At 69.2% G+C, this 25,856-nt stretch carries 26 protein-coding genes, 1 tRNA gene and 1 pseudogene; 17 read left to right on the plus strand and 11 right to left on the minus strand.

Annotated features, from left to right (window positions below; genetic code table 11):
* Window positions 1–29: 29 nt before the first annotated feature.
* The 7 genes and pseudogenes from BJY22_RS41525 to BJY22_RS10365 form a co-directional block, all read left to right on the plus strand.
* Window positions 30–245: pseudogene (locus BJY22_RS41525) on the plus strand (4Fe-4S binding protein); the annotation flags it as partial.
* Window positions 246–382: 137 nt separating this feature from the next.
* On the plus strand, window positions 383–877 hold the full coding sequence (locus BJY22_RS10340; RefSeq protein ID WP_167205647.1) for an NADH-quinone oxidoreductase subunit J: 495 nt from the start codon (window positions 383–385) through the stop codon (window positions 875–877).
* A gap of 4 nt (window positions 878–881) precedes the next feature.
* Window positions 882–1,196: an NADH-quinone oxidoreductase subunit NuoK gene (gene nuoK / locus BJY22_RS10345; RefSeq protein ID WP_167205649.1), complete on the plus strand. Its 315-nt coding sequence runs from the start codon at window positions 882–884 to the stop codon at window positions 1,194–1,196.
* Window positions 1,193–2,956, plus strand: coding sequence for an NADH-quinone oxidoreductase subunit 5 family protein (locus BJY22_RS10350; protein WP_167205651.1), 1,764 nt, complete (start codon window positions 1,193–1,195; stop codon window positions 2,954–2,956). Before nuoK ends, BJY22_RS10350 begins: the two co-directional genes overlap by 4 nt.
* On the plus strand, window positions 2,953–4,458 hold the full coding sequence (locus BJY22_RS10355) for an NADH-quinone oxidoreductase subunit M (protein WP_167205653.1): 1,506 nt from the start codon (window positions 2,953–2,955) through the stop codon (window positions 4,456–4,458). Before BJY22_RS10350 ends, BJY22_RS10355 begins: the two co-directional genes overlap by 4 nt.
* A complete protein-coding gene (locus tag BJY22_RS10360; RefSeq protein ID WP_167205655.1) occupies window positions 4,455–5,906 on the plus strand; it encodes a proton-conducting transporter transmembrane domain-containing protein in 1,452 nt (483 codons plus the stop codon). The genes BJY22_RS10355 and BJY22_RS10360 overlap by 4 nt, the downstream gene beginning before the upstream one ends.
* Window positions 5,907–6,145: 239 nt before the next feature.
* Window positions 6,146–6,421 (plus strand): hypothetical protein, encoded by a 276-nt coding sequence (locus BJY22_RS10365; protein ID WP_167205657.1) that lies wholly within the window; start codon window positions 6,146–6,148, stop codon window positions 6,419–6,421.
* Here the strand turns inward: BJY22_RS10365 and BJY22_RS10370 are convergent.
* Both BJY22_RS10370 and BJY22_RS10375 read right to left on the minus strand, forming a co-directional pair.
* On the minus strand, window positions 6,405–7,259 hold the full coding sequence (locus BJY22_RS10370; protein ID WP_167205659.1) for an arylamine N-acetyltransferase: 855 nt from the start codon (window positions 7,257–7,259) through the stop codon (window positions 6,405–6,407). The genes BJY22_RS10365 and BJY22_RS10370 overlap by 17 nt on opposite strands.
* A gap of 48 nt (window positions 7,260–7,307) precedes the next feature.
* Window positions 7,308–9,215, minus strand: a complete 1,908-nt coding sequence (locus BJY22_RS10375; RefSeq protein ID WP_167205661.1) for an NHL repeat-containing protein — start codon at window positions 9,213–9,215, stop codon at window positions 7,308–7,310.
* A 116-nt stretch (window positions 9,216–9,331) separates the two neighbouring features.
* On the opposite strand from BJY22_RS10375, the gene BJY22_RS10380 reads away from it, so the two are divergent.
* A complete protein-coding gene (locus tag BJY22_RS10380) occupies window positions 9,332–10,903 on the plus strand; it encodes a GNAT family N-acetyltransferase (protein WP_167205663.1) in 1,572 nt (523 codons plus the stop codon).
* Here the strand turns inward: BJY22_RS10380 and BJY22_RS10385 are convergent.
* Window positions 10,866–12,038: an MFS transporter gene (locus BJY22_RS10385; protein WP_167205665.1), complete on the minus strand. Its 1,173-nt coding sequence runs from the start codon at window positions 12,036–12,038 to the stop codon at window positions 10,866–10,868. The two genes, BJY22_RS10380 and BJY22_RS10385, sit on opposite strands and share 38 nt — an antisense overlap.
* A gap of 69 nt (window positions 12,039–12,107) precedes the next feature.
* Between BJY22_RS10385 and BJY22_RS10390 the strand changes: the two genes are divergently transcribed.
* A complete protein-coding gene (locus tag BJY22_RS10390) occupies window positions 12,108–13,604 on the plus strand; it encodes an HD domain-containing phosphohydrolase (protein ID WP_167205667.1) in 1,497 nt (498 codons plus the stop codon).
* Here the strand turns inward: BJY22_RS10390 and BJY22_RS10395 are convergent.
* Window positions 13,594–13,896, minus strand: a complete 303-nt coding sequence (locus BJY22_RS10395; protein ID WP_167205669.1) for a hypothetical protein — start codon at window positions 13,894–13,896, stop codon at window positions 13,594–13,596. The two genes, BJY22_RS10390 and BJY22_RS10395, sit on opposite strands and share 11 nt — an antisense overlap.
* Window positions 13,893–14,768: a phytanoyl-CoA dioxygenase family protein gene (locus BJY22_RS10400; protein ID WP_202891060.1), complete on the minus strand. Its 876-nt coding sequence runs from the start codon at window positions 14,766–14,768 to the stop codon at window positions 13,893–13,895. The genes BJY22_RS10395 and BJY22_RS10400 overlap by 4 nt, the downstream gene beginning before the upstream one ends.
* A 102-nt stretch (window positions 14,769–14,870) precedes the next feature.
* On the opposite strand from BJY22_RS10400, the gene BJY22_RS10405 reads away from it, so the two are divergent.
* Together BJY22_RS10405 and BJY22_RS10410 are read left to right on the plus strand one after the other, a co-directional pair.
* Window positions 14,871–15,644 carry an AraC family transcriptional regulator gene (locus BJY22_RS10405; protein WP_167205671.1) on the plus strand — a complete coding sequence of 258 codons (774 nt, stop codon included), beginning with the start codon at window positions 14,871–14,873 and terminating at the stop codon, window positions 15,642–15,644.
* Between the two features lie 107 nt (window positions 15,645–15,751).
* Complete coding sequence (locus BJY22_RS10410; protein ID WP_167205673.1) at window positions 15,752–16,135, plus strand: hypothetical protein; 384 nt, start codon at window positions 15,752–15,754, stop codon at window positions 16,133–16,135.
* Between the two features lie 99 nt (window positions 16,136–16,234).
* Here BJY22_RS10410 and BJY22_RS41530 read toward each other — a convergent pair whose 3' ends face one another.
* Window positions 16,235–16,987, minus strand: a complete 753-nt coding sequence (locus BJY22_RS41530; RefSeq protein WP_238350336.1) for a helix-turn-helix transcriptional regulator — start codon at window positions 16,985–16,987, stop codon at window positions 16,235–16,237.
* A 135-nt stretch (window positions 16,988–17,122) separates the two neighbouring features.
* On the opposite strand from BJY22_RS41530, the gene BJY22_RS10420 reads away from it, so the two are divergent.
* From BJY22_RS10420 to BJY22_RS10430, 3 genes are all read left to right on the plus strand, one after another.
* Window positions 17,123–17,425 carry a hypothetical protein gene (locus BJY22_RS10420; protein ID WP_167205675.1) on the plus strand — a complete coding sequence of 101 codons (303 nt, stop codon included), beginning with the start codon at window positions 17,123–17,125 and terminating at the stop codon, window positions 17,423–17,425.
* The gene (locus BJY22_RS10425) at window positions 17,422–18,657 is read left to right on the plus strand and encodes a phosphatase PAP2 family protein (RefSeq protein ID WP_167205676.1); all 1,236 of its coding nucleotides are present in this window, start codon (window positions 17,422–17,424) and stop codon (window positions 18,655–18,657) included. Before BJY22_RS10420 ends, BJY22_RS10425 begins: the two co-directional genes overlap by 4 nt.
* A gap of 66 nt (window positions 18,658–18,723) precedes the next feature.
* Window positions 18,724–19,458, plus strand: coding sequence for a hypothetical protein (locus tag BJY22_RS10430; RefSeq protein WP_167205678.1), 735 nt, complete (start codon window positions 18,724–18,726; stop codon window positions 19,456–19,458).
* A 54-nt stretch (window positions 19,459–19,512) separates the two neighbouring features.
* Here BJY22_RS10430 and BJY22_RS10435 read toward each other — a convergent pair whose 3' ends face one another.
* The 4 genes from BJY22_RS10435 to BJY22_RS10450 form a co-directional block, all read right to left on the minus strand.
* Complete coding sequence (locus BJY22_RS10435) at window positions 19,513–20,079, minus strand: GNAT family N-acetyltransferase (protein WP_238350337.1); 567 nt, start codon at window positions 20,077–20,079, stop codon at window positions 19,513–19,515.
* Entirely contained in the window at window positions 20,076–21,017 is a 942-nt protein-coding gene (locus tag BJY22_RS10440) for a phosphotransferase (RefSeq protein WP_167205680.1), read from the minus strand. The genes BJY22_RS10435 and BJY22_RS10440 overlap by 4 nt, the downstream gene beginning before the upstream one ends.
* 52 nt (window positions 21,018–21,069) lie before the next feature.
* Window positions 21,070–22,614: a restriction endonuclease gene (locus BJY22_RS10445; protein WP_167205682.1), complete on the minus strand. Its 1,545-nt coding sequence runs from the start codon at window positions 22,612–22,614 to the stop codon at window positions 21,070–21,072.
* Between the two features lie 120 nt (window positions 22,615–22,734).
* A complete protein-coding gene (locus BJY22_RS10450) occupies window positions 22,735–23,226 on the minus strand; it encodes a YajQ family cyclic di-GMP-binding protein (RefSeq protein ID WP_167205684.1) in 492 nt (163 codons plus the stop codon).
* Window positions 23,227–23,309: 83 nt separating this feature from the next.
* Between BJY22_RS10450 and BJY22_RS10455 the strand changes: the two genes are divergently transcribed.
* A tRNA-Tyr gene (locus BJY22_RS10455) sits at window positions 23,310–23,395 on the plus strand.
* 129 nt (window positions 23,396–23,524) lie between these two features.
* Here BJY22_RS10455 and sigJ read toward each other — a convergent pair.
* Window positions 23,525–24,496: an RNA polymerase sigma factor SigJ gene (sigJ, locus tag BJY22_RS10460; RefSeq protein WP_167205686.1), complete on the minus strand. Its 972-nt coding sequence runs from the start codon at window positions 24,494–24,496 to the stop codon at window positions 23,525–23,527.
* A gap of 286 nt (window positions 24,497–24,782) precedes the next feature.
* Between sigJ and BJY22_RS10465 the strand changes: the two genes are divergently transcribed.
* Together BJY22_RS10465 and BJY22_RS10470 are read left to right on the plus strand one after the other, a co-directional pair.
* Complete coding sequence (locus BJY22_RS10465) at window positions 24,783–25,265, plus strand: carboxymuconolactone decarboxylase family protein (RefSeq protein WP_167205688.1); 483 nt, start codon at window positions 24,783–24,785, stop codon at window positions 25,263–25,265.
* Between the two features lie 148 nt (window positions 25,266–25,413).
* Window positions 25,414–25,797: a DoxX family protein gene (locus BJY22_RS10470; RefSeq protein ID WP_167205690.1), complete on the plus strand. Its 384-nt coding sequence runs from the start codon at window positions 25,414–25,416 to the stop codon at window positions 25,795–25,797.
* Window positions 25,798–25,856: the final 59 nt, after the last annotated feature.

A 25,856-nucleotide genomic window follows, 5' to 3' on the forward strand; every position in this document is an offset into this window, starting at 1 on the left:
CGCCGCGCAGCCGGGGCGTGATCGCGCTGATGGAGGAGAACTGCACCTCCTGCATGCTGTGCGCGCGCGAATGCCCGAGCTGGTGCATCTACATCGACTCGCACACCGAGACCGCGCCGTCGGTCGGTGAGCAGGCGCGGGAGCGCAGCCGCAACGTCCTGGACCGGTTCGCGATCGACTTCAGCCTCTGCATGTACTGCGGGATCTGCATCGAGGCCTGCCCGTTCGACGCGCTGTTCTGGTCGCCGGAGTTCGAGTACGCCGAGACCGACATCCGCAACCTCACGCACGAGAAGGACCGCCTCCGCGACTGGATGTGGACGGTCCCCGCCCCGCAGCCCGTCGACCCCGGCCCGACGGCACCGGCTTCCGAGGACGAGGCGTGACAACAGTCCTGTTCTCCGTCGCCGGCGCGGTGGCGGTGCTGGCCGCCGTCGTCGTCGTGGTCTCGCGCCGGATCGTGCACGCCGCGCTCTGGCTGGTGGTCGCGCTCGGCGCGGTCGCGGGCTGCTTCGGCGCGCTGCAGGCCGAGTTCGTCGCGCTGGTCCAGATCCTGGTGTACGTCGGCGCGATCGTCGTGCTCGTCCTGTTCGCGCTGATGCTCACCAAGGCGCCGACGAATCCGCTGCCCGCGCTGACCACCGGCCGCAGTCCGTTCGCGGCCGTTGTCGCCGGTGTGCTCGCACTGGTGCTCGGCGCCGGCGTAGTACTTGCCTTTGGCAATGAAAAGGTCAAGCCCGTCGCGGACGGATCGGCGGAGGCGATCGGCACGCAGGTGTTCAAGATCTGGGTGCTGCCGTTCGAGGTGCTCTCGGTGCTGCTGCTCGCCGCGCTGATCGGCGCGATCGCGTTGTCGGTGCGGAAGAAGGAGGACTGACGCGATGCCGTTGATCCTCCCGCTGCTGCTGGCCGTCCTCCTGTTCTGCATCGGCGTGTACGGCGTCCTTGCCCGGCGCAACGTGATCACGATGCTGATGTCCTTCGAGCTGATGCTGAACGCCGTCAACCTGAACCTCGTCGCCTTCGACGCCTGGCGGCTCGACACGGCAGGCCAGACCCTGGCGGTCTTCGTGATCACCCTGGCCGCCGCCGAGATCGGCCTCGGCCTGGCCATCGTCCTCCTGCTGTTCCGCGGCCACGGCCACGTCGACGCCGACGCGGCTCGTGACCTGGTGGAGGAGGAGCACGCCTCATGATCGCCACCGCCTGGCGCGTCGCCGGCGTCAGCTTCTCGCTGCTCGTCCTCCTGGCCGCCGCGTTGCTGTACGGCGCCAGCCCCGACCAGACGGCCTTCCTGAACTCCCCGGTGGGCGACCTCACCATCGGCTTCGCGGTCCGCACCGACGACCTGACGGTGCTGCTGCTCGCGGTCGTCGGCGTGATCGCGACCTGCGTCCAGGTCTACTCACTCGGGTACCTGCACCAGCGCGCCGCGTCGTACCACGCGCTCGTCACCTTGTTCACCGCCGCGATGGTGACCGTGGTGATCTCGGACAGCCTCTTCTTCCTGCTGATCGGGTGGGAAGTGATGGGTGCGTGCTCGTACCTGCTGATCAGCCACTACTGGGAACGCCGTGATGCCCGTTCCGGTGCGGTCAAGGCGTTCCTGATGACGCGGCTCGCCGATGTCGGCTTCCTGTTCGGCATCTTCGTTCTCGGTGTCGGCGCACAGACGTTCCGGATCTCCGAGCTCGACCCGGCGGCCATGTCGCCCGGCGTGCTCACCGCCGGGACGCTTCTGCTGCTCGTCGGCGTGGTCGGCAAGTCGGCGCAGGTCCCGCTGCAGACCTGGCTCCCCGACGCGATGCCCGGCCCGAGCCCGGTCAGCGCCCTGATCCACGCGGCCACGATGGTCGCCGCCGGTGTCTTCCTCATCGCCCGCCTGTACGACGTCTTCGCCGCGTCGGCGACCACGCTGACGGTCCTGGCGGTCGTCGCCTGCGTGACGATGCTGTTCGCGGCGCTGTGCGCAGCCGCCGCGGTCGAGGTGAAGCGGGTGCTCGCCTGGTCGACCGTGAGCCAGCTCGCGATCATGTTCTCGGCGCTGTCGCTCGGCACGGAGGACGGCCGGCATGCGGCGCTCTTCCATCTCGTCACGCACGCCGCGTTCAAGGGCCTGCTGTTCCTCTGCGCGGGCGTGCTCCTGCATCAGGTCGGCAGCGCGGCTCTCGTCGTACTGCGGCGCTACACCCGCCGCGGACGGTTGCGGAACGCGCTGCGGGTCACGTTCGTCACGATGACGATCGGCCTCGCCGCGCTGGCCGGCGTCCCCGGATTCGCCGGGTTCTTCTCCAAGGACACCGTGATCGAGGCGGCCTGGGAGGACGCGCGCGACGGGTCGGCCGTCGGCTGGGTCGTGCTGGTGTCGGTCTGTCTCACGGCGGCGCTCACCGCGTTCTACTGCCTGCGGCTGTGGTTGTGGACGTTCTTCCGGACGCCCGCGCTGGCCGGCGGCATCGGTGCGTTCGAGGACGGCGACGCGACCGCCGATCTGGACGAGCCCGACACGTCCAAGCTGCGCGACGCCCCCTGGGTGATGCTGGCACCGCTCGTCCTGCTGGCCTTCGCGGCGATCGCCCTCGGGTACGCCGACGGCGTGCACCTCAACTGGATCATCGGGCTGGTCTCGCTCGCGCTCGTGCTGCTCGGCGCGCTCCCGGCGTACTCGCTGTGGCGGCGTGGAGCGGATCCGCGGCCCGTGGTGATGGAGCGTGAGTTCGGCGTGGACACGGCGTACCAGGGTCTGGTCGTCGTCCCCGTGCGGTGGCTCGCGAAGCTGACCGTGCTGGGGGACCGCGACGTGATCGGGGCCTACGTACGAGCCGTCGGGCGGACGGGGACGCTGGCGTCGCAGGGGTTCCGGAGGCTGCAGACCGGGAACGTGCAGACCTACCTGACCGCGGCTGTCATCGGCGTGGTCGCGTTGGCCGTTCTCGCGGGGGTGATCGGCTCGTGAACGCGGTCCTGCTCGCGATCCTGGCGTTGCCGATCCTGGCGGCCCTCGCGCTGTGGGCGATCCCGGCGGCGATCGGCGATCGGCTCGCGGCGGCGTACGGGTCGGTGATCTCGGGGCTGGTGCTGGTCGGGTCGCTGTTCCTCTGGCCGCGCACCGGCGGCTGGGCCGGCTACGAACCGCGCGACAGTTTCCTGCGCGCGGAGACCGACCTGCCGTGGATCCCGTCGCTCGGGGTCCGGTTCCATCTCGGTGTCGACGCGATCTCGGTACCGCTGATCGTGCTGACCGCGCTGCTCACGTTCCTCTGCTGCCTGTACTCGTTGAAGATCACGCCCCGGATCGGCCGGACCCGGTCCCTGATCGCCCTGCTGCTGGTCATCGAGGCCGGGGTGATCGGGACGTTCTCCGCGATGGACCTGGTGCTGTTCTTCGTCTGCTTCGAGATCGTGCTGATCCCGATGTGGCTGGTCATCGACATCTGGGGCGATCACCACGACCCGGCCGGGCGGAAGCGGGCCGCGACCACGTTCGTACTGATGACGGTGCTCGGGTCGGCGTTGATGCTGCTCGGGTTCCTGCTGGTGCAGCGGGTGGCCGGGACGTTCGACATCGTCCAGCTGACCAACTCGCCGGTCGCCGGCGGGCACGGGATCCCGTTGGCGGCCGCGCTGCTGATCGCGGTCGGGCTCGCGGTGAAGGTGCCGCTCTGGCCGCTGCACATCTGGCTGCCGGACGCGCACGCGAAGGCCCCGACAGTCGGCTCGGTACTGCTGGCGGGCGTCCTGCTGAAGCTGGGGACGTACGGCCTGATCAGGATCCTGGTGCCCGTGCTGCCGGACGCGACGGCGACGATCGCGCCGTACCTCGGGGCGTTCTCGACCGTGGCGATCGTCGCGGGATCGCTGGCCTGCCTGGCGCAGACCGACGTGAAGCGGCTGATCGCGTACTCGAGCGTCGGGCACATGGGCTTCATCGGGCTCGGGATCGCGACGATGTCCCCGGCCGGCCTGCGCGGCGCCCTGTTCGCGAACATCGCGCACGGGTTGATCACCGGGCTGCTGTTCTTCCTCGCCGGGGCGATCAAGGACCGGCACGACACCAGTGACCTGCGGACGCTCGGGCGGGCCTTGTACGCACGGCTGCCGCGGATCGCCGCGCTGCTGACCTTCGCGTGTCTCGCGTCGCTCGGGCTGCCCGGGCTGGCCGGGTTCTGGGGCGAGATGCTGGTCCTGCTCGGAGCCTACGACCCGGCACCGTCGTTGCCGCGGACAACCTTCTTGGTGTTCATGGTGATCGCCGGCGTCGGGACGGTGCTGACCGCGGCGTACTTCCTGCGGCTGGTCCGGAACCTCTGCCAAGGTGATCCGGCCGAGAACCCGCCGGCGGCGTTCGCGGTCGACCTGAGCCGGATCGAGCTGGTCACCTGGACGCCGCTGGTCGCGCTGACCGTACTGCTCGGCGTCTGGCCCGGCCTCCTCCTGCAGCAGTGGGGTGCACTGTGACGCTGACCTGGACCGACTGGCAGGCGATTGCCGTGCCGCTGGTGCTGGCGATCGGTGCGGTTGCTGTGTTGCTGATCGACAGCTTTTGGAAGAGTGCGTCGGCGGAGTTGCGGCACACCGTGGTGACCTTGCTGACCAGCGCCGTGATCCTGTTCGGGCTCGTGTTCGTGTGGGCGCAGCGGGACGACTTCAAGCCGGCGTTCTGTCAGTCGGCGGTCGAGGGGCCGGCCCAGTGCAGCCTGGTGTTCGAGCCGTTGACGGCCGGGTTGTGGGCGGTGCTCCTGATCGGTGGGCTGGGCGTCGTCGGACTCTCGGCGTACCGGCTGCTGGCCCCGGATGTGCCGATCGGGGAGTACCACTTCCTGCTGCTGAGTGCGCTGACCGGCGCGACGGTCCTCGCGGGTGCGCGGGATCTCGCGACGCTGGTGATCGCGCTCGAGGTGGTGTCGCTGCCGAGCTTCGCGATGGTCGCGCTGCGGCGTGACCGGCGGGGGTCGGAGGGCGCGCTGAAGGCGTTCCTCGTGTCGGTGTTGTCGACCGCGGTGATGCTGTTCGGGGTCTCCTACCTGTACGGCGTGACCGGCTCGCTGTACCTGAGCACGATCGCGAACCGGTTGTCCGGGCTCGACCCGGATCTTGCCCGGGTGGCGTTCGCGGCCGCGCTGTTCGTGATCGTCGGGTTCGCGTTCAAGATCGCGGCGGTGCCGTTCCACGCCTGGCTGCCGGACACGTACGTCGGCGCGCCGGTGGAGGTCACCACGTTCCTCGCGGTCGTGTCGAAGTCGGCCGGTGTGGCCGGGCTGCTCGTGGTGGTGACGTCCGGGATCGCGCCGTCGGATTCGGGGCTGCGCACGGCGGTCGCGATCCTGGCGGCCGTGACGATGACCGTCGGGAACCTGGCCGCCCTTCGGCAGGTCGAGGCGGTCCGGCTGCTGGCCTGGTCGTCGATCGGTCAGGTCGGGTTCCTGCTCGCGCCGCTGGCCGTCGGGGATGCGCAGGCAGTCGTCGGGTACCTGGCGGCGTACGTGATCGTGACGCTCGGGGCCTTCGGGGCGGTCGCTGTCGTCCAACGGCATCGTCCGGGCGGTCTGCTGACCGACTATCGCGGCATGGTCCGCTCGGAGCCGGGCCTGGCCGCGGCGCTGATCTTCTTCCTGGTGGTGCTGGCCGGTCTGCCGCCGGGCCTGGCAGGGCTGTTCACGAAGTTCGCCGCCTTCCAGGCCGTCATCGGCGCGCATCTGGGGTGGCTGGCGATCGTGATGGCCGTCAACGTGATGATCGGACTCGCCGTGTACCTGCGATGGGTCGCCGAACTGTTCCGGCTGCCCGCCGACGATCCGTTCTCGGTGGACATCGAGTCGCCGGCGGTCGCGATGATCTCCCTGTGCGCGGCGGTCGCCGCCGTACTGTCGGTGCTCCCGAGCGTGATGTTCGCGCTCGCGACCTGACACGTTCCTGCCATCGCCAGGGCCGGGTCACCCTCGCTCGGTAGCGTGGGAGCGTGATCGCACGAGGAATCACCGGACTGCTCCTGCTGTCGATGCTGGTCGCCTGCGGCGGCTCGGACGAAAGCGCCGGACCGTCGCCGAGCACGTCCTCGGAACCCACACCGTCTGTTGGAACCCCTTCGACCGCAACCCCTTCGAGCGCAACGCCTTCGTCCGCAACGGCTGCTGCCAGTGAGTCGGTGCCTGCGGCCAAGGACGGGCAGAACTACAAGGCCTGTAACGACGGCACTTGTGAGGTGCTGATCCGTGGGAAGGCCATGCTCGACATCACCGGCGACAAGTCCACCGTCACCGTGGTGGACGGGACGCTCAAGATCACCGACGGCAACGGTTACGTCAGCCTCAGTGGGAACGGCATGAGCAGCTGGGGCGACTCGGGTGGACCGCTGCACACCGCCAGCCTGAAGTACGCCGAGGGCGACACCGCCGTCCTCGTCCTCACGACGAGGAAGTAGTCCGCGCCACGAAGTCCTCGTACTGCGCCCACACCCGGCGCCAGAGTGCGTCGCGGGCAGCGGCGCTGTAGTGCGGGAGCGGCAGGCGGAAAACGTCTGCGAGCGCGGCGAAGTAGTCGTCACGGTGGTCGAGCAGGCTGTTGTCGACTCGGTCGGAAAACGTTTCGCTCAGCCCGATGGAACGCAGTACGACAACGCTTTCCGGCGTCCGGCGGAACGCGGACGCCGTCCGTACGAACGGCGACGACGGGTCGGCGGACAACTGCTGGTGCTGCGCGGCGAACGCGTCCAGTCCGACCGTTGCGGACTCGAAGTCCATGCCGATCAGGTTCGCGCGCGGGTCGTGGTCGAGACGCCAGCCGTCGGTCAGTTCGGACGGCCGGAGCCGCAGCGTGAACGGGTACTGCTCCGCCGCACCGGCCTCCAGCGGCATCGGGTGACGCAGACCGTCGCCGAGCCCCGCGTCGACCAGCCAGACGCGGTCGGGATCCTCGATCAGCCCGCTGACCGTCAGCACCAGGTGACTACCGTCGACGCCGCCCGGACGATTGACCGTCTGTACGCCGCCCCGGTGCATCCGCACGCGATACCCGAGCTCGGTCAGCAGCAGCGCGAAGGACCCGTTCAGCTGGAAGCAGTACCCGCCGGCCTCCCGCGCGATGATCCGCTTCGCCACCTCCTCCGGCTCCAGCGGTCCACCCGGCGTCAGCTGGTACTGCACCGTCTCGTACGGCACCTGATCGACAAACGCCTCGTGCAACCGCACCAGCGCCTCCAGCCGCGGCGGCCCACCCCACCCGTCGACTCCGATCCGCTGCAACATCGCTTCGGTGTCCACGGCCCGACCCTATGTCAGCGCGCTGCCGTACAGCCCGGCATTAGTCGGCTAGCAGCCATCCGGGTCGATCCGGACCAGGTTGTTCCCCCTGAGCGTCAGCAGGTCACCGGTACGCCGGTCCAGAGCCAGCTGCGGTTCGTTGTACCAGTAGCCGTTCAGTCCGCCCACGACAGTCGACGGGCCGGTGTCGTCGAGCCGGAACACCTGCGTCGCCGTGGCGCCGAAGACGACGCCACGCCGCAGCACCAGTTCGCCGACCGCGCCGTCCACCGGGTAGCTGCGGACGATCGTCCGCGTCCGGAGGTCGGCGACGAACAGGATCCGGCTCCGGGTCAGCCCGTAGAGGGTGTCGCCGTGCACGAGCAGGTCGGTGTAGCCGTCGAGACCAGCGAACGGAGTCCACCGCCACCGCACCTGCCGGGCGGTCAGATCGAAGGCGACGAGCTGCGCCTCCTTCGCGACCGGCGGTACGCCGTCCGCGTAGATCTCGCTGCCCAGGTAGGCGGTCGTGTCATCCGCGGTGACCGCGCTGATCGCCTGGTCCGGCACGAGCGCGTCGTACCGGACGACCTCCCGGGTGCCCAGGTCGAACAGTGCGAGCGAGCCGCCGGTGTGGCCGTACTGCGCCCTGGTGCCGATCGCCAGCGCGTGACGGCCGGGCAGTTCGACCATCGCCCGGGGCCGATCCTCGTTCCCGCCGATCGCCGCGAGGCGGGTGACCTCGCGCCGGCCGGGATCGTAGAGGTCGACAAAGGCGCCTGGGTAGGTGGCGAGGTAGAGCTGGTCGCCGACCGCCACCGCACGCTTGGCCTCGCCGCCCATGTGCACCTTGAAGCCGGCACCGGTGCTGGTGTCGTGCGCCTGCAGGCCGAAGTTGCCGCCGACGAAGGCATCCCGGCCGAGCACGGACACCGACTGGGCCGGCTCCGGTGCGGCGGGCATGCCGGCAGCCTGCAGATCGGTGATCGTGGTCCGACCGGTCGCCCGGTCGACGGACCAGACCGAACCGCTGCCGGCCACACCGACGATCTGGTCCCCGACGGCGAACACACCGCGTGTCTCGTCGTACGGCGTCGGCGCGGCCAGCTTGGTCAGCGTCGCCGCGGCGATGTCGTACCTGTACAGCGAACCCGAGGTCCGGCTCGTCAGCAGCACCTCGCCGTCGTTGAGTTGCAGCATGTCGACGGTGCGGTCGCCGGTGTCGACGATCCGGTACGACGCCGGCTCGCGACGGTCGATCAGGACGAACTTCCCGGACGGTTCGGTTCCGGCCGCGATCCAGTCGGCGTCGGCGGCCACGTCGTACACGAAGGACTCCGTGTGCAGCTCGGTCGGCAGGATCTCGGACTTCGTTGTGCCGTCGAGGACGACCAGCCGGGCGCGCGCACCGGTCCCGGCGTAGACGACGCCGTCGGGAGCGACGGCGACGCAGCGGACGTACGTCTGGCCGGCGGCGGCCTGGCCGAGGTCGGTGAAGGTCGGGCCGGCGGGGTCGATCCGGTAGAGCTTCCCGCCGGGATACGTGCCGGCGTAGAGCGTGCCGTCAGGCGCGGTGGCCAGGTCGAAGGCGAACTGCTCGCTGCCCAGCCGGCCGAGCCGCCTGGTGGTGTTGGTGGCCGGGTCGTATTCGTGGATGTCGGCGACGGAGTACATCCCGACGTACACCTTGCCGCCGGACACCGTTGCCGCCCAGCCGCCGGTGCCGGTCGACAGGGTCTGATGTGCCGTGACGGTGCGCGACGACAGGTCGAAGCGCGCCACTACGGCAGGCTGCAGCCCGCGCGTGACGAGGTACAGGTCGTTGCCGTCCTGGGCCGCGCCGGTGATCGGCGCCGACACGATGCCGGGCCCGAGATCGGCCGGCGGGCAGTCAGCGGCGAGGGCGCGCAACGGCGCCGGGAGCGCGACCACCGCTCCGGTTCCGGCTGCCAGGCTGAGGAAATGTCTTCTGTGCATGACCGTACCTCCGGGAGCGGCGGTAATTACGGCAAGGACCGTAATTCTGGCCGGAGGCACTGTCAATGGTTCGCGCCAGCCAGGCGGTGGTGTCGAAGTACCTTAGGCTAGGTGAGGTGATCACCGTCCTCGACCGACTCGCAGCTCTGGAGATCGCCGACGAACTCGGTCAGGTGTTCGCCGCGGCCTTCGGGGCGCCTGGGTACGACGACGAGCGCGCGGACAGTGCGCGGTTCGCCGGCGAGCAGCTCCCGACGCACGCGGACCGCGACGACTTCAGGCTGGTCGCGGCGCGGGTGGGCGGGAACGTCGTCGGGTTCGCGTACGGGTTCACCGGACAGCTCGGGCAGTGGTGGCCGGATCGGGTGGCCGCTGCGATCGGCCCGGAGCTCACCGCAGAATGGATCGGCGGGCACTTCGAGGTCGTCGAGCTCGCCGTACTCCCTGGCGCGCAGGGCCGCGGTGTCGGGACGGCGCTGATGGAGGAGCTGATGCGCGACCTCCCGCACCGGCGCGCGCTGCTCACGACGTACGTCGACGACCGTCCGGCACCAAGGCTGTACAGGCGGTTGGGATGGCAGGTCCTTGTCCCGGACCTGGGCTGGGGGTCGGCGCTCTACGGTCTGGACAGAGGTGTTCGCGTCGACCGCGCACCTGGCAAGGTATGGCCTATGACTTCTGAGCGGATCTATGTCGGGAGCTACACCAGTCAGGACGGTGGCGGGGACGGGATCGCGCTCGGGCCGCTGGACGGGATCGGGATGGTCGCGACGGTCGCCGATCCGTCGTTCCTGGTCAGGTCCGCGGACGGGCGATTCCTCTACGCCACGAACGAGGAGCAGGACGGCAAGGTCTCGGCGTTCGCGATCCAGCCGGACGGCGGGCTGGAGTTGCTCAACCAGCAGCCGACCGGCGGCGCGCACCCGTGTCACCTGGACATCGACCCGTCCGGACGGTACCTGCTGTCGGCCAACTACACGTCGGGCTCGGTGGCCGTGCACCCGATCGGCGCCGACGGTTCGCTCGGCGAGTCGGCGTACTTCGTCCAGCGGTCCGGGACCGGTCCGAACGCGGACCGCCAGGAGGGACCGCACGCGCACCAGGTCGCGTTCGACCCGGCAGGCGCGTATGTCTTCGACGTCGACCTCGGGTCCGACACGGTCTACTCCTCGACGCTCGCCGACGACGGGTCGCTGCAGGAGGTCGACCGGCTGCGCATCCACCCGGGCGCGGGGCCGCGGCACCTGGTGTTCCATCCGACCGCCGGTGCGGCGTACGTGATCAACGAGCTCGACTCGACGCTGACGGTCTGCAGCTACGCCGACGGGAAGCTGCAGATCGTGCAGACCGCCTCGACCCGTCCGGCCGACTCGCCGGGGGAGAACTTCCCGGCCGAGCTGCTGATCTCCGCCGACGGCCGCTTCCTCTACGGCTCGAACCGCGGCGACAACACGATCGCGGTGTTCGCGATCGCCGCCGACGGGCTGAGCGTCGAACTGGCGCAGACCATCGGCTCCGGCGGTGACTGGCCGCGACACCTTGCCTTCAGCAACGACGGGACGCAGGTGTACGCCGCCAACGAGCGCTCCGACCAGATCGCGACGTTCACCATCGCCGCCGACGGCCGGCTCACCCAGACGGACGACACCGTCAGCTGGCCGAAACCGGTCTGTATCCTCCCTGCCTGACCGCCAGCGCGAGGCCGGCGGCGGCGACCAGCGCGGCCGCGAGGAAGCCTGTGCCGCGGTCGGTGGCGGCGGCGACCAGGCCGAAGCTGGCCGGGCCGAGGCCGGTGGCGAGATCGATGCTCATGCTGACCGTGCCCATCACCGCGCCCCGCTCGCCGGCCGGTGCGCGCTCGAGCGCGAGCATCATGATCGCGGGCGTCCCGAGGGCGATCCCGATCCCGAGTACGGCGGTGCCGACCACGAGCCCCGCCGTACTCCGTGATCCACCGATCGCCGCGAGCCCGAGCGTGCAGCACAGCAACGCGACCCGCACACTGCGCGCGGCCCCCAACCGATCCGGAACCCGCGCACCGGCGCCGCGAATCACCACGACGATCCCCGCGAACCCGAACAGCAGGAAGCCGGCACCGGGCAGGCCCAGGTCGAGCGCGTACAGCGGCACGAACGCCAGGAACCCCGCCATACCCCACACGAGCGCGAGCAGCAGCAGCGCAGGTACGACGGCCGCTCGCGGAACGAGCCGCACCACGCCCGCGTCGACCTCGCCCGCCTCCGCGCGGGTCTCGCCCACGCCCAGGGTGAGCAGTACGGCGACGAGCGCCGACCCGGCCGCGACCAGCCACACCGCGGTGGACCCGACTGCGCCGAAGAGGACTTCCCCGAGCGGAGGCCCCACCGCGAGACCGACGTACAAGGACAGTGAGAACAGACTGATCGCCTCGCCGCGCCGCTCGACCGGCGCCAGATCGGTCATCGCGGTCAGCGCGCCGACGAAGAAGAACGCGTCGCCGACACCCGTGAGCAGCCGTAGCGCGGCCAGCGCCTCGACCGAGCCCGCCCAGCCGTAGGCGGCGACCGAGCCCGCGAACACGATGCCGCCGACGGCCATCGCGACCGCGCGCCCCCGCCGATCCACGAGCCGTCCGGCCCACGGACGCAGGACCAGCGCGGAGAGGCTGAAGGCTCCGACGACCAGGCCGACCGCGATGTTGCCACCGGTCAGCGGCCCCGCGACGTACCGCGGCACGGCCGGTACCAGCATGCCGTCGGCAAGGAAGTAGGCCAGCGCCGCGCTCCCCAGCAGCACGAACTGCGGCGTGACGAGACGCGATCGAGTCGTTGCCGTTGTGCTCATGAGGCTCACAATGGGCCGTACGGGACCACTCGGTCATCGGTAGTTCTGCCCATCCCGAGGAGGGATGCGATGGGACAGCAGGATCCGCGCCTCGCGGAGCTTCTCTGCGCGCTGTCGGTGGCCCTCGACGTGGCGATGGACCAGCGTCCGGAGAAGTCGATCCGCAGCTGTCTGGTGGCGACCCGCCTGGCCGACCGGTTGGGTGTGCCCGACAAGCGCACCGTCTACTACGCGACCCTGCTCCGTCACCTCGGGTGTACTGCGACCGCCCACGAGGAGGCGCACCTGATGGGTCCACGTGCCGGGGAGCTGCGTCCGCAGGCGGAGCAGACAGACACCGCCAGCTTTGGCGAGTCACTGGCTCTGCTGCGTCAGGTGGGTCGTGGGACCGGTGTTCGACGACTGCAGTACGTCGCTCGCACCCTGAAGGCCGGTGACGACGACATACTGCGGGCGATCTGCGAGGTGGGCAGCATGCTCGCCGAGCGACTCGCACTGGGCCCGGCTGTTGTCGAGGCCCTCTACCAGAACCTGGAGCGCTGGGACGGCAAAGGCAGGCCGAGAGGGCTCGTAGGGGGCGAGATCGCCATCGCCACGCGCATCGCCGAAGTCGCCACGCAGGCGGTGATCTACCTCGACGGCGCCAAGCTCCGGCAGCGGCAGGGCAGCTGGCTGGACCCTGAGGTCGTTGCCGCGTACGACGACTCGCTCGTCGCGGACCTGGACGACATCGACGTCTGGGAGGCGGTGGTCGACGCCGAGCCGCAGCCATGGCGCCGGGTGGCGGATCTGGACGAGCTGGCCAGGACGTTCGCGTACTTCGTGGACCTGAAGTCGCCGTACTTGTTCGGCCATTCCACCGGCGTCGCTGCGCTGGCTGACCAGGCTGCGGGTCTGCTGGGGGTGAGCGACGACGAACGCGCCGCACTGCGCCGTGCGGCGCTTCTGCACGACCTGGGACGGGTTGGCGTGCCTACAGCGGTGTGGGAGCGGCCGGGGCCGTTGCGGCGGTCCGACTGGGAGCAGGTGCGGTTGCACCCCTACCAGTCGGGGCGGATCCTCGGGCGGTCCGCAGTACTGCAGCCGATCGCGGCACTGGCTGCTGCTCATCACGAGAAGCTCGACGGGTCCGGGTACCCGCGGCAGGTCAATGGGACTGAGCTGTCGACCGCTGCGCGGCTGCTGGCTGCGGCTGACTGCTACCAGGCGCTGACCGAGGACCGTCCGCACAGGTCGGCGCACTCGCCGGTTGGTGCTGCGGAGATTCTGCTGGGACAGGTGACGGCCGGGCGATTGGACGCCGAGTGTGTGAAGGCAGTGCTGGCGGTGGCCGGGCAACAGGTGCCCGGCCACCGCCTGACTCGACCTGCCGGTCTCACCGAGCGAGAGGTCGAGGTACTGCGTCTGGTCGCTCGCGGGGCGTCCAACGCGGACGTTGCGCGCGAGCTGGTCGTGTCACGCCGTACTGCGGAGCATCACGTGCAGCACATCTACGGCAAGATCGGTGTGTCGACCCGAGCCGGTGCCGCGCTGTTCGCCATGCAGCACGGGTTGTTCACACCGTGACGAGCTTCTCGAAGAAGAACTCGTGCTTGAGGAACGACACGTCGTACTCGTGGCCCGGGTACGGCGGGTTCAGCTGCGACGCCTGGAAGAGACGCCAGCCGTCCTTGAGCGCGTCCAGCCCGGTCGCGTACGGCGGCACGTCGCTGTCACCTGTGGTGGGGTGAGTCGCACCAGTGCCGTCGTACTCCGACCAACCGACCACGCGGGCGTCCAGCGCGGAGGAGGCCAGGTAGAGCACCAGCACCTGCTGGCGGAGGCCGGTTTGCTGCGGGGTCTCGACAGTGGCGGTCATACCATCTCCTTCTTGCCCGTGGCGTGCTTGGCGTGCGGGTTGTTGACGCGCTGGGCGACAACCCGTTGCGGGCGGTTCTCAACGCGGGTGACCCAGTAGTTCGGGTCGTAGGTGTCGTCGCCGGTGAGGGCCTGCCACAGCTTGATGCGGTTGTAGCGCTCCAGCCGGCCGGTGGCGTTCTCGTACCACGGGAAGCCCTGCTCCAGCTCCGCCGCGACCTGTTCGTCGTACAGGTCGTCGGTGTTCCAGAGCCGGACCTGGCGGACGGTCGGGTTGAAGCGGATCTTGAACATGTAGCGGTCGAGGTCGCTGTCGTTCTTGCGGCCGCCGTGCCAGATGCCGTGGTGCAGGAACTGCACGGTGCCGGCGGGGCAGACCAGGCGGGTCTGGCCGAGCAGGTTCTGGTACCGGCCGGTGTCCGACTCGTTGGTGCGGCGCAGGTGGCTGCCGGGAACGCTGAGCGTGCCGCCCATCTCGAGCGTCACGTCCTGCGGGTAGTACATGAGTTGTACGTCGAACGCGTCGGTGCGGACGTCGATGATCGCGTCACCGTGCAGGTTCTGCGCCTCGCCCTCGTGCGCCTTGCGGATGTGGACCGCGTGGTGGTCGACGGTCGGCTCGGGCCCGACCAGGCTGTGGATCGCGCCCGCCACCTCCGGCAACTGCACGAGCCGCTGGACGAAATCGCTGTCCGTGAACGCCTCCGACAGCGGGGTGCCGTACGGAACGCCCGGAATGCCGTTGTTCAGAACCTCGATCGCCTGCTGGTTCATGTCGTCCGGTACGACGGCGTCCATCCGGAGCGAACCGGTGGCGACGAAATGTGCCACCTGGACCGAGGTGAGCAGGTGCTTGCGATGCGGATGGGGCATGGAGACTCCCATGGTGGGGTAGTGGTTGCTACTCCACCAGGCTAGGTTCGATCAACGCTCCACCGCGTGGGTTGTGATCACCACTGCTGGTAAATTCTCACCATGCTTGAGTTGCATCTCGCGCAACCGCCGGAGGTGGTGAACGTCGGCGCCGGGATCCACGGAGTGCGCGGACGGCGGGACGTGTTCCGGCTGCCGGACCTCTGGCAGCTGCACCTGTACAACTACTCGGCCGACCTGACCCTGCTGGGTACAACGTATTCCGTGGCGCCGGGACACGTTTCCCTGACGCCCGCCGGCACCCAGGTGCAGTTCGACTACCGCGGACGGTCCGAGCACCTGTACGCGCATTTCCGGCCGGTCGTCACGGGCGATCCGTCGTACGTCCCGGTCGTACAGGACGCCGGTGAGGCCGCGCCGCTGCTGTCCGGACTGCTGCGTGCGGCGATCGAGTCGTCCCCCTCGGGCGGGGCACGTACCACCGCGGAGGTGTGGACCGCGCTCTGGCGGATCGCCGAACTGACACCGGCCACCACCGAGACCGGTCACCCGGCCGTCGCCACGGCGATCGCCTACATCGAGGCCAACCTCGCCCAGCCGCTCACCGTCCCCGGCCTGGCCCGCGTGGCCGGCGTCTCCCACAACCACCTGACCCGGCTGTTCCGGCAGGAAACCGGCTCGACCGTGATCGCCTACATCCGCCGGCGCCGCGTCACCCGCGCCCGCCACCTGCTCACGTCCTCGACCCTGTCCATCCCCGCCATCGCCGCCTCGGTCGGAATACCCGACCTGCAGGCCTTCAACAAGACCTGCCGCCGGGAACTGGGCACGTCTCCCCGCGCCGTCCGCCAATCAACCTCGGCCCCGCCGCCCTGATCCCTTCGCTGAGAGTGATCGCTCGACGTCTTGAACCCGGCCCGATCTCCTGTCACAGTTCACGAATTCGCGGACAGGGGGTCCGCATGGGGGATGGGGGAAACACCATGAACAGATTGCTTCGCCGTGCGCTCATGACCGGAGCAGGCGCGGTCGCGGCCCTGGCACTCGCGGCAGGTCCGGCCAGCGCGCACTTCTGTTTCAAGACCAACCTGAACGCCAGAGCGGCGCAAGGGATGTCGGGATCGGCCAACTGGGTGCCGTTCAGCGCCCTCGCGGCCGAGTTCCTGCCGGGGCTGTGCGACGCGGGTATCGCCCACCTGGCCACGGCCGCCGGGGCGACTCCGAGCACACTGATCAACACGCACGGAACCATGGCCGGAGGCACCCTGAAGAAGGGCGCCGACAGCGGCACACCGTCGATCTCGCACCTCGACTTCGAGGCGCTCGACGCCGCGGTCCCCGACGCCTTCGCACTCTGCGCCGGCTAGTCCGCACCACCGCCGCAGCCCCGGTCCGTCATCGACGACCGGGGCTGCTCGGCGGTCTGGGCTGTCTCGGCGATCGGCGCCGGTCGGGACTGCTCTACGTCAGGCCGAGCGGGTGAGTGGGAACGCCGTCGCCACGGCGGCCGTGCGGCTGGTGACACCCAGCCGTTGGTAGATGTTCTCCAGGTGCTTCCGAACGGTGCCTTCGGCAACAAACAGCCGGCGCGCGATCTGGGTGTTGCTGTGCCCTTCGGCCACCAGCCGCAGGAGCTGCAACTGCCGGCTGGTCAGGTCCGGTATCCCGGCCCGCCGCCGCCCGAGGTCGCGGTGCACCTCGATCAGATGCGGCCGGAGCATCCGCAGCAGCAGCCGCTCGCGTTCGCTGAAATCAGGCCCGGGACCGCGGAACAGCATCAGCCGCCGGTCCTCCGCCCCGGTCGCAGGGAACGGTACGGTGATCTCGCTGCGCATTCCGATCACCCGGAACCACTCGCCGGCCGACGATCGCGCCAGCTGCCGCGCGGACAGGTAGTCCGAGACCTTCCAGACGCTCTGGTCGTCGCCGGTGCGTTGGGGCCGACTGCACACGTCGTGCTCCCAGTAGGACCGCCAGAACAGGTCCTCCCAGCCCTCACCGGGATCGACGTCCTGCTCGTGCGCCTCCTCGTACGCGACGAACTCCCGGTCCACCGGGCGACTCACCTGGAACGTCGCATCGTCGGCCGGGATCAGCTCGCGGAGCGCCTGCAGCAGCGCACGCGGATACACCTCGTCGGGTCCGGCCTGTTGTCCCCGGTCGATCACGTCGAACATCCGGCGCAGGTCGCGTTCGGTGACGGTCAACTGCTCCACCATGGCTGAGATCTCCCTCCCCCTGCGCCCAGGCTAAGCCCGCTGAGCCGCCCTGCGAATACGTCGAACTGCGTATGGCTGCCGGCGGTCCGCCGCGGCGATGGTTGCCGGAAAGATCCACACTCGGGGAGGAACTCCATGAAACCGTTGTCCCGACTGGCAGGTCTGTCGACCGCACTGCTGGTCACCGTCGTCGCACTGTCCGGCACGGCGCACGCGAAGCTGCCTTCGCCCGATCCGGAAACCGTTTCGCCGGTCGCGTTCGAGGCTCCGCCGTCGACCGTCGTGATCGAGTCAGGTCTGTCGGTCCTGCAAGTGGTCGCCCTGATGCTGCTGGCAGCGATCGCTGCCGCCGTCGTCACGACGGTCGCCGGCCGGCACCTGCCGCGCATCCACGGAACCCGCCACCACACGTCTGCCTCGGCCGGGGCGGCATCGTGAAAACGCTGTCCGCCTTGCTGGCCACCTGCCTGCTCGGTGTGGCAGGGCTGTCGCCCGACGTGGCCGCTTCGGCCGCACCGGCAAAGGAGCCCTCAGCGGCTCCCGTGCTCGACTGGAGCCGGATCGCGACGCAGTCCATCGTCGCGGGCGGGCGCCCGCCGGCCAGTTCCGAGGTGTTGATGGGCGTCGTGCACGTCGCGATCGCCGACACCGTGGCCGCGCTCGGGTACGGCAGGACATTCGTGGCCGACGTACGTCCCGATCAGCGCGCGTCCGCCGCGTCCGCGGTCGCCACGGCGACGTACGACGTACTGAAGGCTCGGGCGCCGGGGGCGTCGCTCGAGACGACGTACGCCGATTACCTCGCCGGCGTTCCGGACGGGAAGGCCAAGGCGCGCGGGATCGCGCTGGGGCGTGCGGTGGCAGCCGCAGTACTCGCGTGGCGGGCCGGTGACGGCTTCGGGAACCAGGTGACGTACGTGCAGCGGCCGCCGGGTCCGGGGGTGTGGGAACAGACCGCGCCGACTCCACCGGTCGACCTGGTGCTCACCCAGGTCAGGCCGCTGACGCTGCGGTCCCGCGCACAGTTCCGGCCTCACGGTCCGGATCCGCTGAGCAGCAAGCGGTACGCGCGTGACGTGGCCGAGGTGGCTGAAGTCGGCCGCAAGGACAGTACGACGCGGACCGCCGTACAGACGGAGAGCGCGATGTTCTGGACCGAGCACGCTGCCCAGCAGTGGAGTCGGACGTTGCTGCGCTTGGCCAGCGAGCGTGAGCTGTCACTGCCAGAGGCGGCTCGTATGCTGGCGCTGGTGCATGTGAGCGCCGGCGACGCGCTGATCGCTTGCTGGGAGGCGAAGTACCGGTACCGCTTCTGGCGTCCGGTCCATGCCATTCAACGCGCCGACACGGACGGCAACCCGCGCACCACCGCCGATCCGGCCTGGCAACCGCTCCTGGCCGCGAACCACCCCGACTACCCCTCCGGCCATGCCTGCTTCACCGGTGCGGCCACCACGGCGCTGCGGAGCTACTTCCGCACCGACCGGCTGCCCGTGACGATCGACAGCCAGGTCACGTCCACCACGCGCACCTACTCGAGCCTCACCGCCGTACGGCACGACGTCCAGGAGGCCCGAATCTTTTCCGGACTCCATTTCCGGCACGCCATGGAAGACGGTGAGCACCTCGGCGCCACCGTCGCCGAGTGGGCCACGCAGCGCCTCCGCTGACATCCGCGCGCCCCGGCCGTCGTAATGCGGTGGCCGGGGTCTGGGCGGGCGGTTAGCGTTCGGGGCATGTACGAACTGATCCCGGTGGCGGCTGCGCCTGAGTTGGACGAAGAAGCGGGGCAGCGGTTCGCGGAGGAGTGGCCGGAGTTCATCTTCCACGACGAAGGCGTGACGCCGTACCGGGAGCGGCGGGTGAAGTACTTCCGCGACTGGGAGTTCTACCTCGTCGACGAGGACCGGCGGCTGATCGCGGGCTGCTGGGGCGTGCCGCTCGCGTGGGACGGCACGGTCGAGGATCTGCCGGGTGGTTTCACGGACTCGCTGGCGCGGTCGGTGACGGCGTACGAGGAAAGCGTTGTACCGAACACGTTCGTGCTGATGGCGGCCGCCGTACGCTCCGACGAGCAGGGTCGTGGTCACGCCGGCCGCGTCATCACCGCGGTCCGCGACCGGGCTGTCGCCGGTGGTCTCGGGCAGGTGATCGCGCCGGTCCGGCCGACGCTGAAGTCGCGCTACCCGCTGACGCCCATCGAGACGTTCATGACCTGGACCCGCGAGGACGGCCTTCCGCTCGACCCCTGGCTCCGCACCCACGTCCGGCTCGGCGCGACCATCCTGGCGCCGGCCGCCGCCTCCCAGACCATGACCGGCTCGGTCGCCGACTGGGAGTCCTGGACCAAGATGCAGTTCCCGTCCACCGGCACCTACACCATCCCCGACGGCCTCACGGTCCTGCACATCGACCGCTCCGCCGACACCGGCACCTACACCGAGCCCAACATCTGGCTCCGCCACGCCTGAATCCGGCGCCCGGCCCGCCCGGCCCATCCGGCCCACCCGGCCCGCCCGGCGCGCTCAGCCGCGGGACTGCCATTCGTCGTCGAGCATCGCGTAGACGAGCTGGTCGCTCCACTCACCCTTGAAGATCTCGTCGTGCCGGAAATGCGCTTCGCGCCGCATTCCGAGCTTCTCCAGCACCCGGGCGGAGCCGACGTTGCGGGAGTCCAGTCGCCCGATGATCCGGTGCAGACCCAGCCCGGCGAAGCCGAGTCGAAGTACCACCTCGGCTGCCTCGGTGGCGAACCCGTTGCCGTGATACTCCGGATTGATCACGAACCCGATCTCGCCCTGCCGATGTTCGCCGCTCAGCCACTGCAGGTGCACTTCGCCGATCACACGATCGAGCTGCGGCCACACGACCGCCAATGAAACCGTTTTCCCGACCGCGTCCAGCGTGACCTCACCGATTTTCCGCTCGAGCACCTCCTTCACCTGCTCCGGTGTTTCCGGCTCGGCGTACAGGTAACGGGTCACGTCGTCCCGGGAACGGATCGCGCACAGGTCCTCGAGATCCGAGGGTGTGAACGGCCGCACCGTCAGGCGCGCTGTGCGGATCGGATAGTCGGGACGCAGCATCGTCATCGCGCCCGGCCAGGGACCGCCAGCGCCGCGAGACCCGAGGCGAGAACGCCTTCGACGACCTGGAGGGCGTAGGCGTTGTCAGGACCGGTCACGGCCTGGTGAGACCAGCCGATCACGTCTTCCAGCGCTCGGACATGGCGGTAATACCGGACAGCATCCTCGTCGAGGAGATGCGGTCCGTACCCAGCCAGGAACGCGTCCAACTGCCCGGGCGTGGTGGGGCCGATGTCGCCCATTCCGCCCAGCATGAACATCAGGTCCTGTTCACGCGGTGCGTAGATCACGTCGTCCCAGTCGATCAGGTGCAGTCCATCGTCGACCAGGACGTTTCCGAGGTGCGGGTCGCCGTGGCACACGACGCGCGGACCGTCCGGCGCGGGCGGCCGGTTCGTGAGCAGGTCGGCGATGACGTGCTCGTACTGCGACCACACCGCCGCCAACTCCTCCGCGACATCCCCTTCCGGAGCCTCCAGCCGCGCACGGACCTCCTCCGCGAGCGCCGGCGTACCCGCATCGATATGGCTGTGCTTCGGCAACGCGTCCCGCAACCGCGGCGGCAGTTCCGCGTCGTGCACCCGCCGCAGCATTACGCCGTACTCCGACCACTGCTCGTCCGTCAGCCCGGTCTCGCCCGCCCGCACCCCGTCGATCCACGGCGTGATCGTCAACCGCTTCTTCGCGTGGACGCTCCACAGCCCGCCCTCGGTGGTACGGATCATTTCCGGTACGCCGGGCACCCCGCTGTCCGCGAGGAACGCCGCGACCTGATGCCCCGTGTTCGTCCCGGCCCCGCTCCACTTCACGGCGTACGTGTTGGTCGCAGTACTCGCCTTCCACACCTGCGCCGCGACATCCGCGCCGTACACCACCGGCGAGAGCCCCACCACGTCGAGCCCGAAGTCCGCAAGCAACCACTTCCGCAACAACGTCACACCCACCCCGCCAGCATGCCCGCTCGACCCGCGGTCGTGCGACTGCTTTGCCGTTGAGTCAGGCGCGCGGATCGACCGTGCGCAGCATGTTGACCAGGCCTTGGATGGACTGCATCTGCTCGTCGGTCAGGGGGTCCGTCGAGAAGTGCATCAACTCGTTGCGGATTCGCCGTACGGCAGTGAGCGCGTTGAGGAACAGCTTGTGGTCGAGCTTCCACCCCAGCCGGTGAAAGGACTCCTCCGTGGCCAGGAGCCGGTTGTCGTAGGCGCCCAGCATGAGATCCGCGGCAGACTTGATCTTGTGAGGGTTGTTGGCACCCGCGCGAAGTTCTTCCAGCGTGAACGCCTCATCCGCGCGTCGCCGCAGCCTGCGCTCGATTTCCTCGATCAGTGCGATCGGGCGAGCCATCGCCGCGAACTGCAAGGTCAGGTCCGCCGTCGTGACGATGCCGGTGATGGAGACCCGGTCAGCGCCCCGGACGAGCACATACCCGAACTTGTAGATCTCGCCGACCTGCGCCAGCAGATCGGCATCGTGGTCGACGATCCGGGCGCCGACGGTGGCGTGCGCCAGCGTCACATTCGGGTAGGCGACCGACGCCTTGGCGATCGACTCCCAGCTCACGGCACGTACGCCGCCCGCCGAGTCACGGACGGCCAGCTGAGAATAGTCGTTGGCCAGCATCAGGGTGATCGCCGCGGGGAGCGACTCGTCGGAGTCGACGCCCGTCACCGGACGGTTGGCCGACTCCAGATCGCCGATCCGCAGCGAGACCGGGGGGAGTTCGTCCGCGGTCAGGATCTCGCCGCCCGGCTCGACCGCCGCGGGACCCTCCGACGGCTCAGGCTCCGTACTGATGGGAACGAGACGAATCGTGTTGTCGATCCAGCCCTCGGTGAACGGCGGGTCCGTCGTCAGCCCGCGATCGGCCAGATCGGACTCGATCGCCGCCACTGTTCCCGCGGTCCGCCGGCCTGTGTTCCACAGGGCCAGCAACTGACGGATCGTGAGTCGTGGCGCTTCCGCACTGCCGTTCGCGGCCTGGTCGAGCAACTCGTCCCGGCTCGCCGGTCCGCCGCCATCGGACTCGGACTGGTCCCGGCCCGGATCTGTGCCTGTCTCCGCCAGTTGCTGGATCCGCCGTACGGCGTCGTGTCTTTTGAGCCCGAACACGGTGAGCAGAGAACCCATCGAGTTCTGCAGGTCGGGGAGCACGTCGGTCGACCGCGACACGTCTGTGCGGGACCACTTCACCGGACGGACATGGCGAAGATTCGGGTCGGCATCCGCGCGGTATTCGTACGGGCCGGTCACGGTGCCGATCGCGATCTGGTCACGGTTGCGCGGCACGACCAGCAGATCACCGACCTGGATGCGGGTCAGGAAGCGCCAGAGCTGCCCGGTCCAGTTGCCGATCACCGCATTGCTTCGGTCGGGGTACGTCGTACGCACCGCCTCGCGCAGCTCGGACCTGGTCTTGATCTCCGACAGGTCGCCCAGCTCGACCCAGCCGGCGATCGCCAGCCCTTCGGCGATGGCGGCCTCGGCCCGCTCGCCGCTCCGGCCTGCACGAACCATCCAAGCCGCGCTGATCTCCCCCACCTGACATCCCCTCACGCTCGGTGCGCACAGTGATATCAGTCGTCACGGTGCGTGGCAAGGGTGCCCGGCGCCGGGGAGGTCGATACCTGCTCGGCGCGGGGCGATCGCCTCGAGGGTTGCTCAGCGGTAGTTGACGAACTGGACGGCGAAGTCGAGGTCCTGGCTCTTGATCAGGGACTGGACGGCCTGGAGGTCGTCGCGGCTCTTGCTGGAGACGCGGAGCTCGTCACCCTGGATCTGCGCCTTGACGCCCTTCGGGGCCTCGTCGCGGATCAGTTTGGACAGCTTCTTCGCGTTCTCCTGCGTGATGCCGGCGTTGATCGAGGCGTTGATCTTGTAGACCTTCCCGGACAGCTTCGGCTCGTCCGCCTCCAGCCCCTTGAGCGAGATCTGCCGCTTGACCAGCTTGTCCTTGAACACGTCGAGCACCGCGTTCACCCGCTCCTCGGTGTTCGCCTGCATGTCGATCGTCTCGCCGGACCACTTGATCCCGGCGTCCACGTTCTTGAAGTCGAACCGCTGGCTGATCTCCTTCGCCGCCTGGTTGACGGCGTTGTCCACCTCCTGGTGATCGACCTTGTTCACGATGTCGAAGGAGGACTCCGAAGCCATGGGTACTACCTTTCCGATTTGCTGTCAGGGGCACTGTCTGTCGTATAGTCTCTCCCGCTGGTCCTCGGACCAGCACCACCCCTGGCGGGTTGCCCGAGCGGCCAAAGGGAGCAGACTGTAAATCTGTCGGCGTTAGCCTACGCAGGTTCGAACCCTGCACCCGCCACCAGCACGAAGAGAGCCTCTGACCTGCGGAAACGCAGAGCAGAGGCTCTCTTGCTGTGTCCGGCCGGGCTGCGCGGCCAGGACGTCGACGGCAGACCGGACGGTCGTCCTTGGCGGGCTCTGCTCTAGGACGTCACAACAGCCCGATGTCCGACACTGGTCCAAGGTGACCAAGTTTGTCGGGATTGGACACCGAGCGAATTGCCTGGATCACGCCGTCGACGACGTCGAGCTCAAGTACGCTGACCACGCGCCCTTGGGCGTCGTACCTTACGGCGCCCGGCCGGCCGTTGACCCAGGCCGGCTGGAGGGAGATGCTCAGCGCCAGGCTCCGGCGGAACACGCCGACGAGTAGCCGCGTGACGCGCTCGCGCCCGGCCAGCAGCTTCCCGAACACCTGCACCTTGCCGCCACCGTCCCCATGGAAGACCACGTCGGGCGCAAGCATGCTGAGAAGCGCGGCCATGTCGCCGCCCGCGGCGGCCTCGAAGAACCTGCGGGCGAGCTCCTCGCCTTCCGCCCGCAGCCTCGGAGGCGGCGGGTCGGCAGTTACCTGCCTCTCGGCGGCGATACGTTGCCTGGCGCGCGCGAAGATCTGCCGGCAGTTCACTTCGGTCTTTCCGGTCATCATCGCCACATCCGGGTAGCCGTACCCGAACACCTCACGCAGCACGAACACTGCCCGCTCCACAGGCGAGAGGGCCTCCAGCAGCACCAGGAACGCCATGGACAGCGAGTCGGTCAGCTCGACGTGCTCGGCCGGCCCCGACCCGTCGGCGGGCACGACAACCGGCTCGGGCAGCCAGTCCCCGACGTACATCTCCCGCCGCACCCGCGCCGAACCCATGTAGTTGATTCCCAGCCGGGTCACCGCCGTCGTCAGGTACGCCTTCGGAGCGGCGATCGTGGTTCCCGCCTGACGTGCCCGGGCCAGGCCGAGGAAGGCGTCCTGCACCATGTCCTCGGCGTCGCCCACAGATCCGGTCATCCCGTAGGCGATGGAAAACAGCAGCGGCCGGTACCTGGCCGCGTCCATCTCATCCGCTGACCCAGGCCCGGGGTCCGTCCCGTCGGCTCGCGTACCGCCGCTCCCAGCCGAGCTCATTTCCTTGCCTTCACGTTCGAGGATGCTTCCGCACGACGTCTGGCAGGCTACCCGAGGCCACCGCAGGTCCTTGTCCACGTGCTTGGTTGCCGCCAGTGCCCGCCCTGACGACCGCGGCCCGCGAGGCGAGCGGGTCAAACCTCGGTCCTCAACAGGCAATCCGAGCTCTCCTTCGCGTCCGCGACGCTCCGGCGGGGGAGACGCACGTCATATCCGTTGCCGTCACAGGGTGCCGCACTTGTCTGTCCTAGAGGGGCGACAACGAACAAACGGTAAGGAGTGCACGATGGATGCCCGCTTGAATCTCTTCGGGAACCCGCTTGCAGGCAGGTCCCTGAAGCACATCATCGCAGCGGGCAAGGTGCTCGCGGACTCGACGCTGCCAGCCGCGACGCGGGAACTGGTGCTGCTCCGCGCGAGTCAGATCAATGGCTGCGGTGTCTGTGTCGATATGCACGCCAAGAACGCTGCACACGCCGGGGAGACCTCCACCCGCCTCAACATGGTCGCGGCCTGGCGGGAAGCCACGGTGTTCACCGATGCCGAACGCATCGCCCTGGAACTGACCGAGCAGGGCACCCGCATCGCCGACGCGGCCGGCGGCGTCACCGACGAGGTCTGGGCGACTGCTGCCAAGCACTACGACGAGGACGAGCTCGCGGCGTTGGTGTCTCTCATCGCCCTCATCAACGCCATCAACCGCGTGAACGTCATCACTCAGCAGCCCGCCGGGGCCTACCAGCCCGGCCAGCCCGGCCAGCACGGATAACGACCAAAGACCCTGGCCGGATATTGCCCCGCGTCAGCGGAACGGCCAGGGCACGCCCGGCCCTGGCGAGCGGTGCCTGGGCCGGGCACCCGATCGCCACTCCGGTTTCAAGACCGGCTTGGCCTACAACCCCTCACGGAGAAAACTCATGAACCTCGCCCTGTGGATCTGCGCCGGACTGCTGGCAGCTGTCCTCCTCATCGGCGGCGTCGGCAAGCTGATCGTGCCCCAGCAGAAGATGGCCACCATGCACAACGCGGGATGGACCGCGGACGTCAGCGCCGGGTTCCTCAAGAGCCTCGGGGCCATCGAAGTCCTCGGGGCGATGGGCCTTGTCCTGCCCGCCGTGACCGACATCGCGCCGGTGCTGGTGCCGGTGGCTGCCATCGGTGTGGTGTTGCTCATGGTCGGCGCGATGTTGACGCACCTCCGCCGTCACGAGGCCAAGGCAGTTGTGGGAACCCTGGTCTATCTCGCCCTGGCCGCCTTCGTGGCATGGGGCCGCTTCGGCCCCGAGTCCTTCATCGGCTGACCGGAGGCGGCGTCTGGCGTCGCAGCCGAAGTCGGTTGGAGGACCTTCAGGACGCGCCG

Origin of the sequence: Kribbella shirazensis, assembly GCF_011761605.1 — a bacterium.
GTDB classification, from domain to species: Bacteria; Actinomycetota; Actinomycetes; order Propionibacteriales; family Kribbellaceae; genus Kribbella; species Kribbella shirazensis.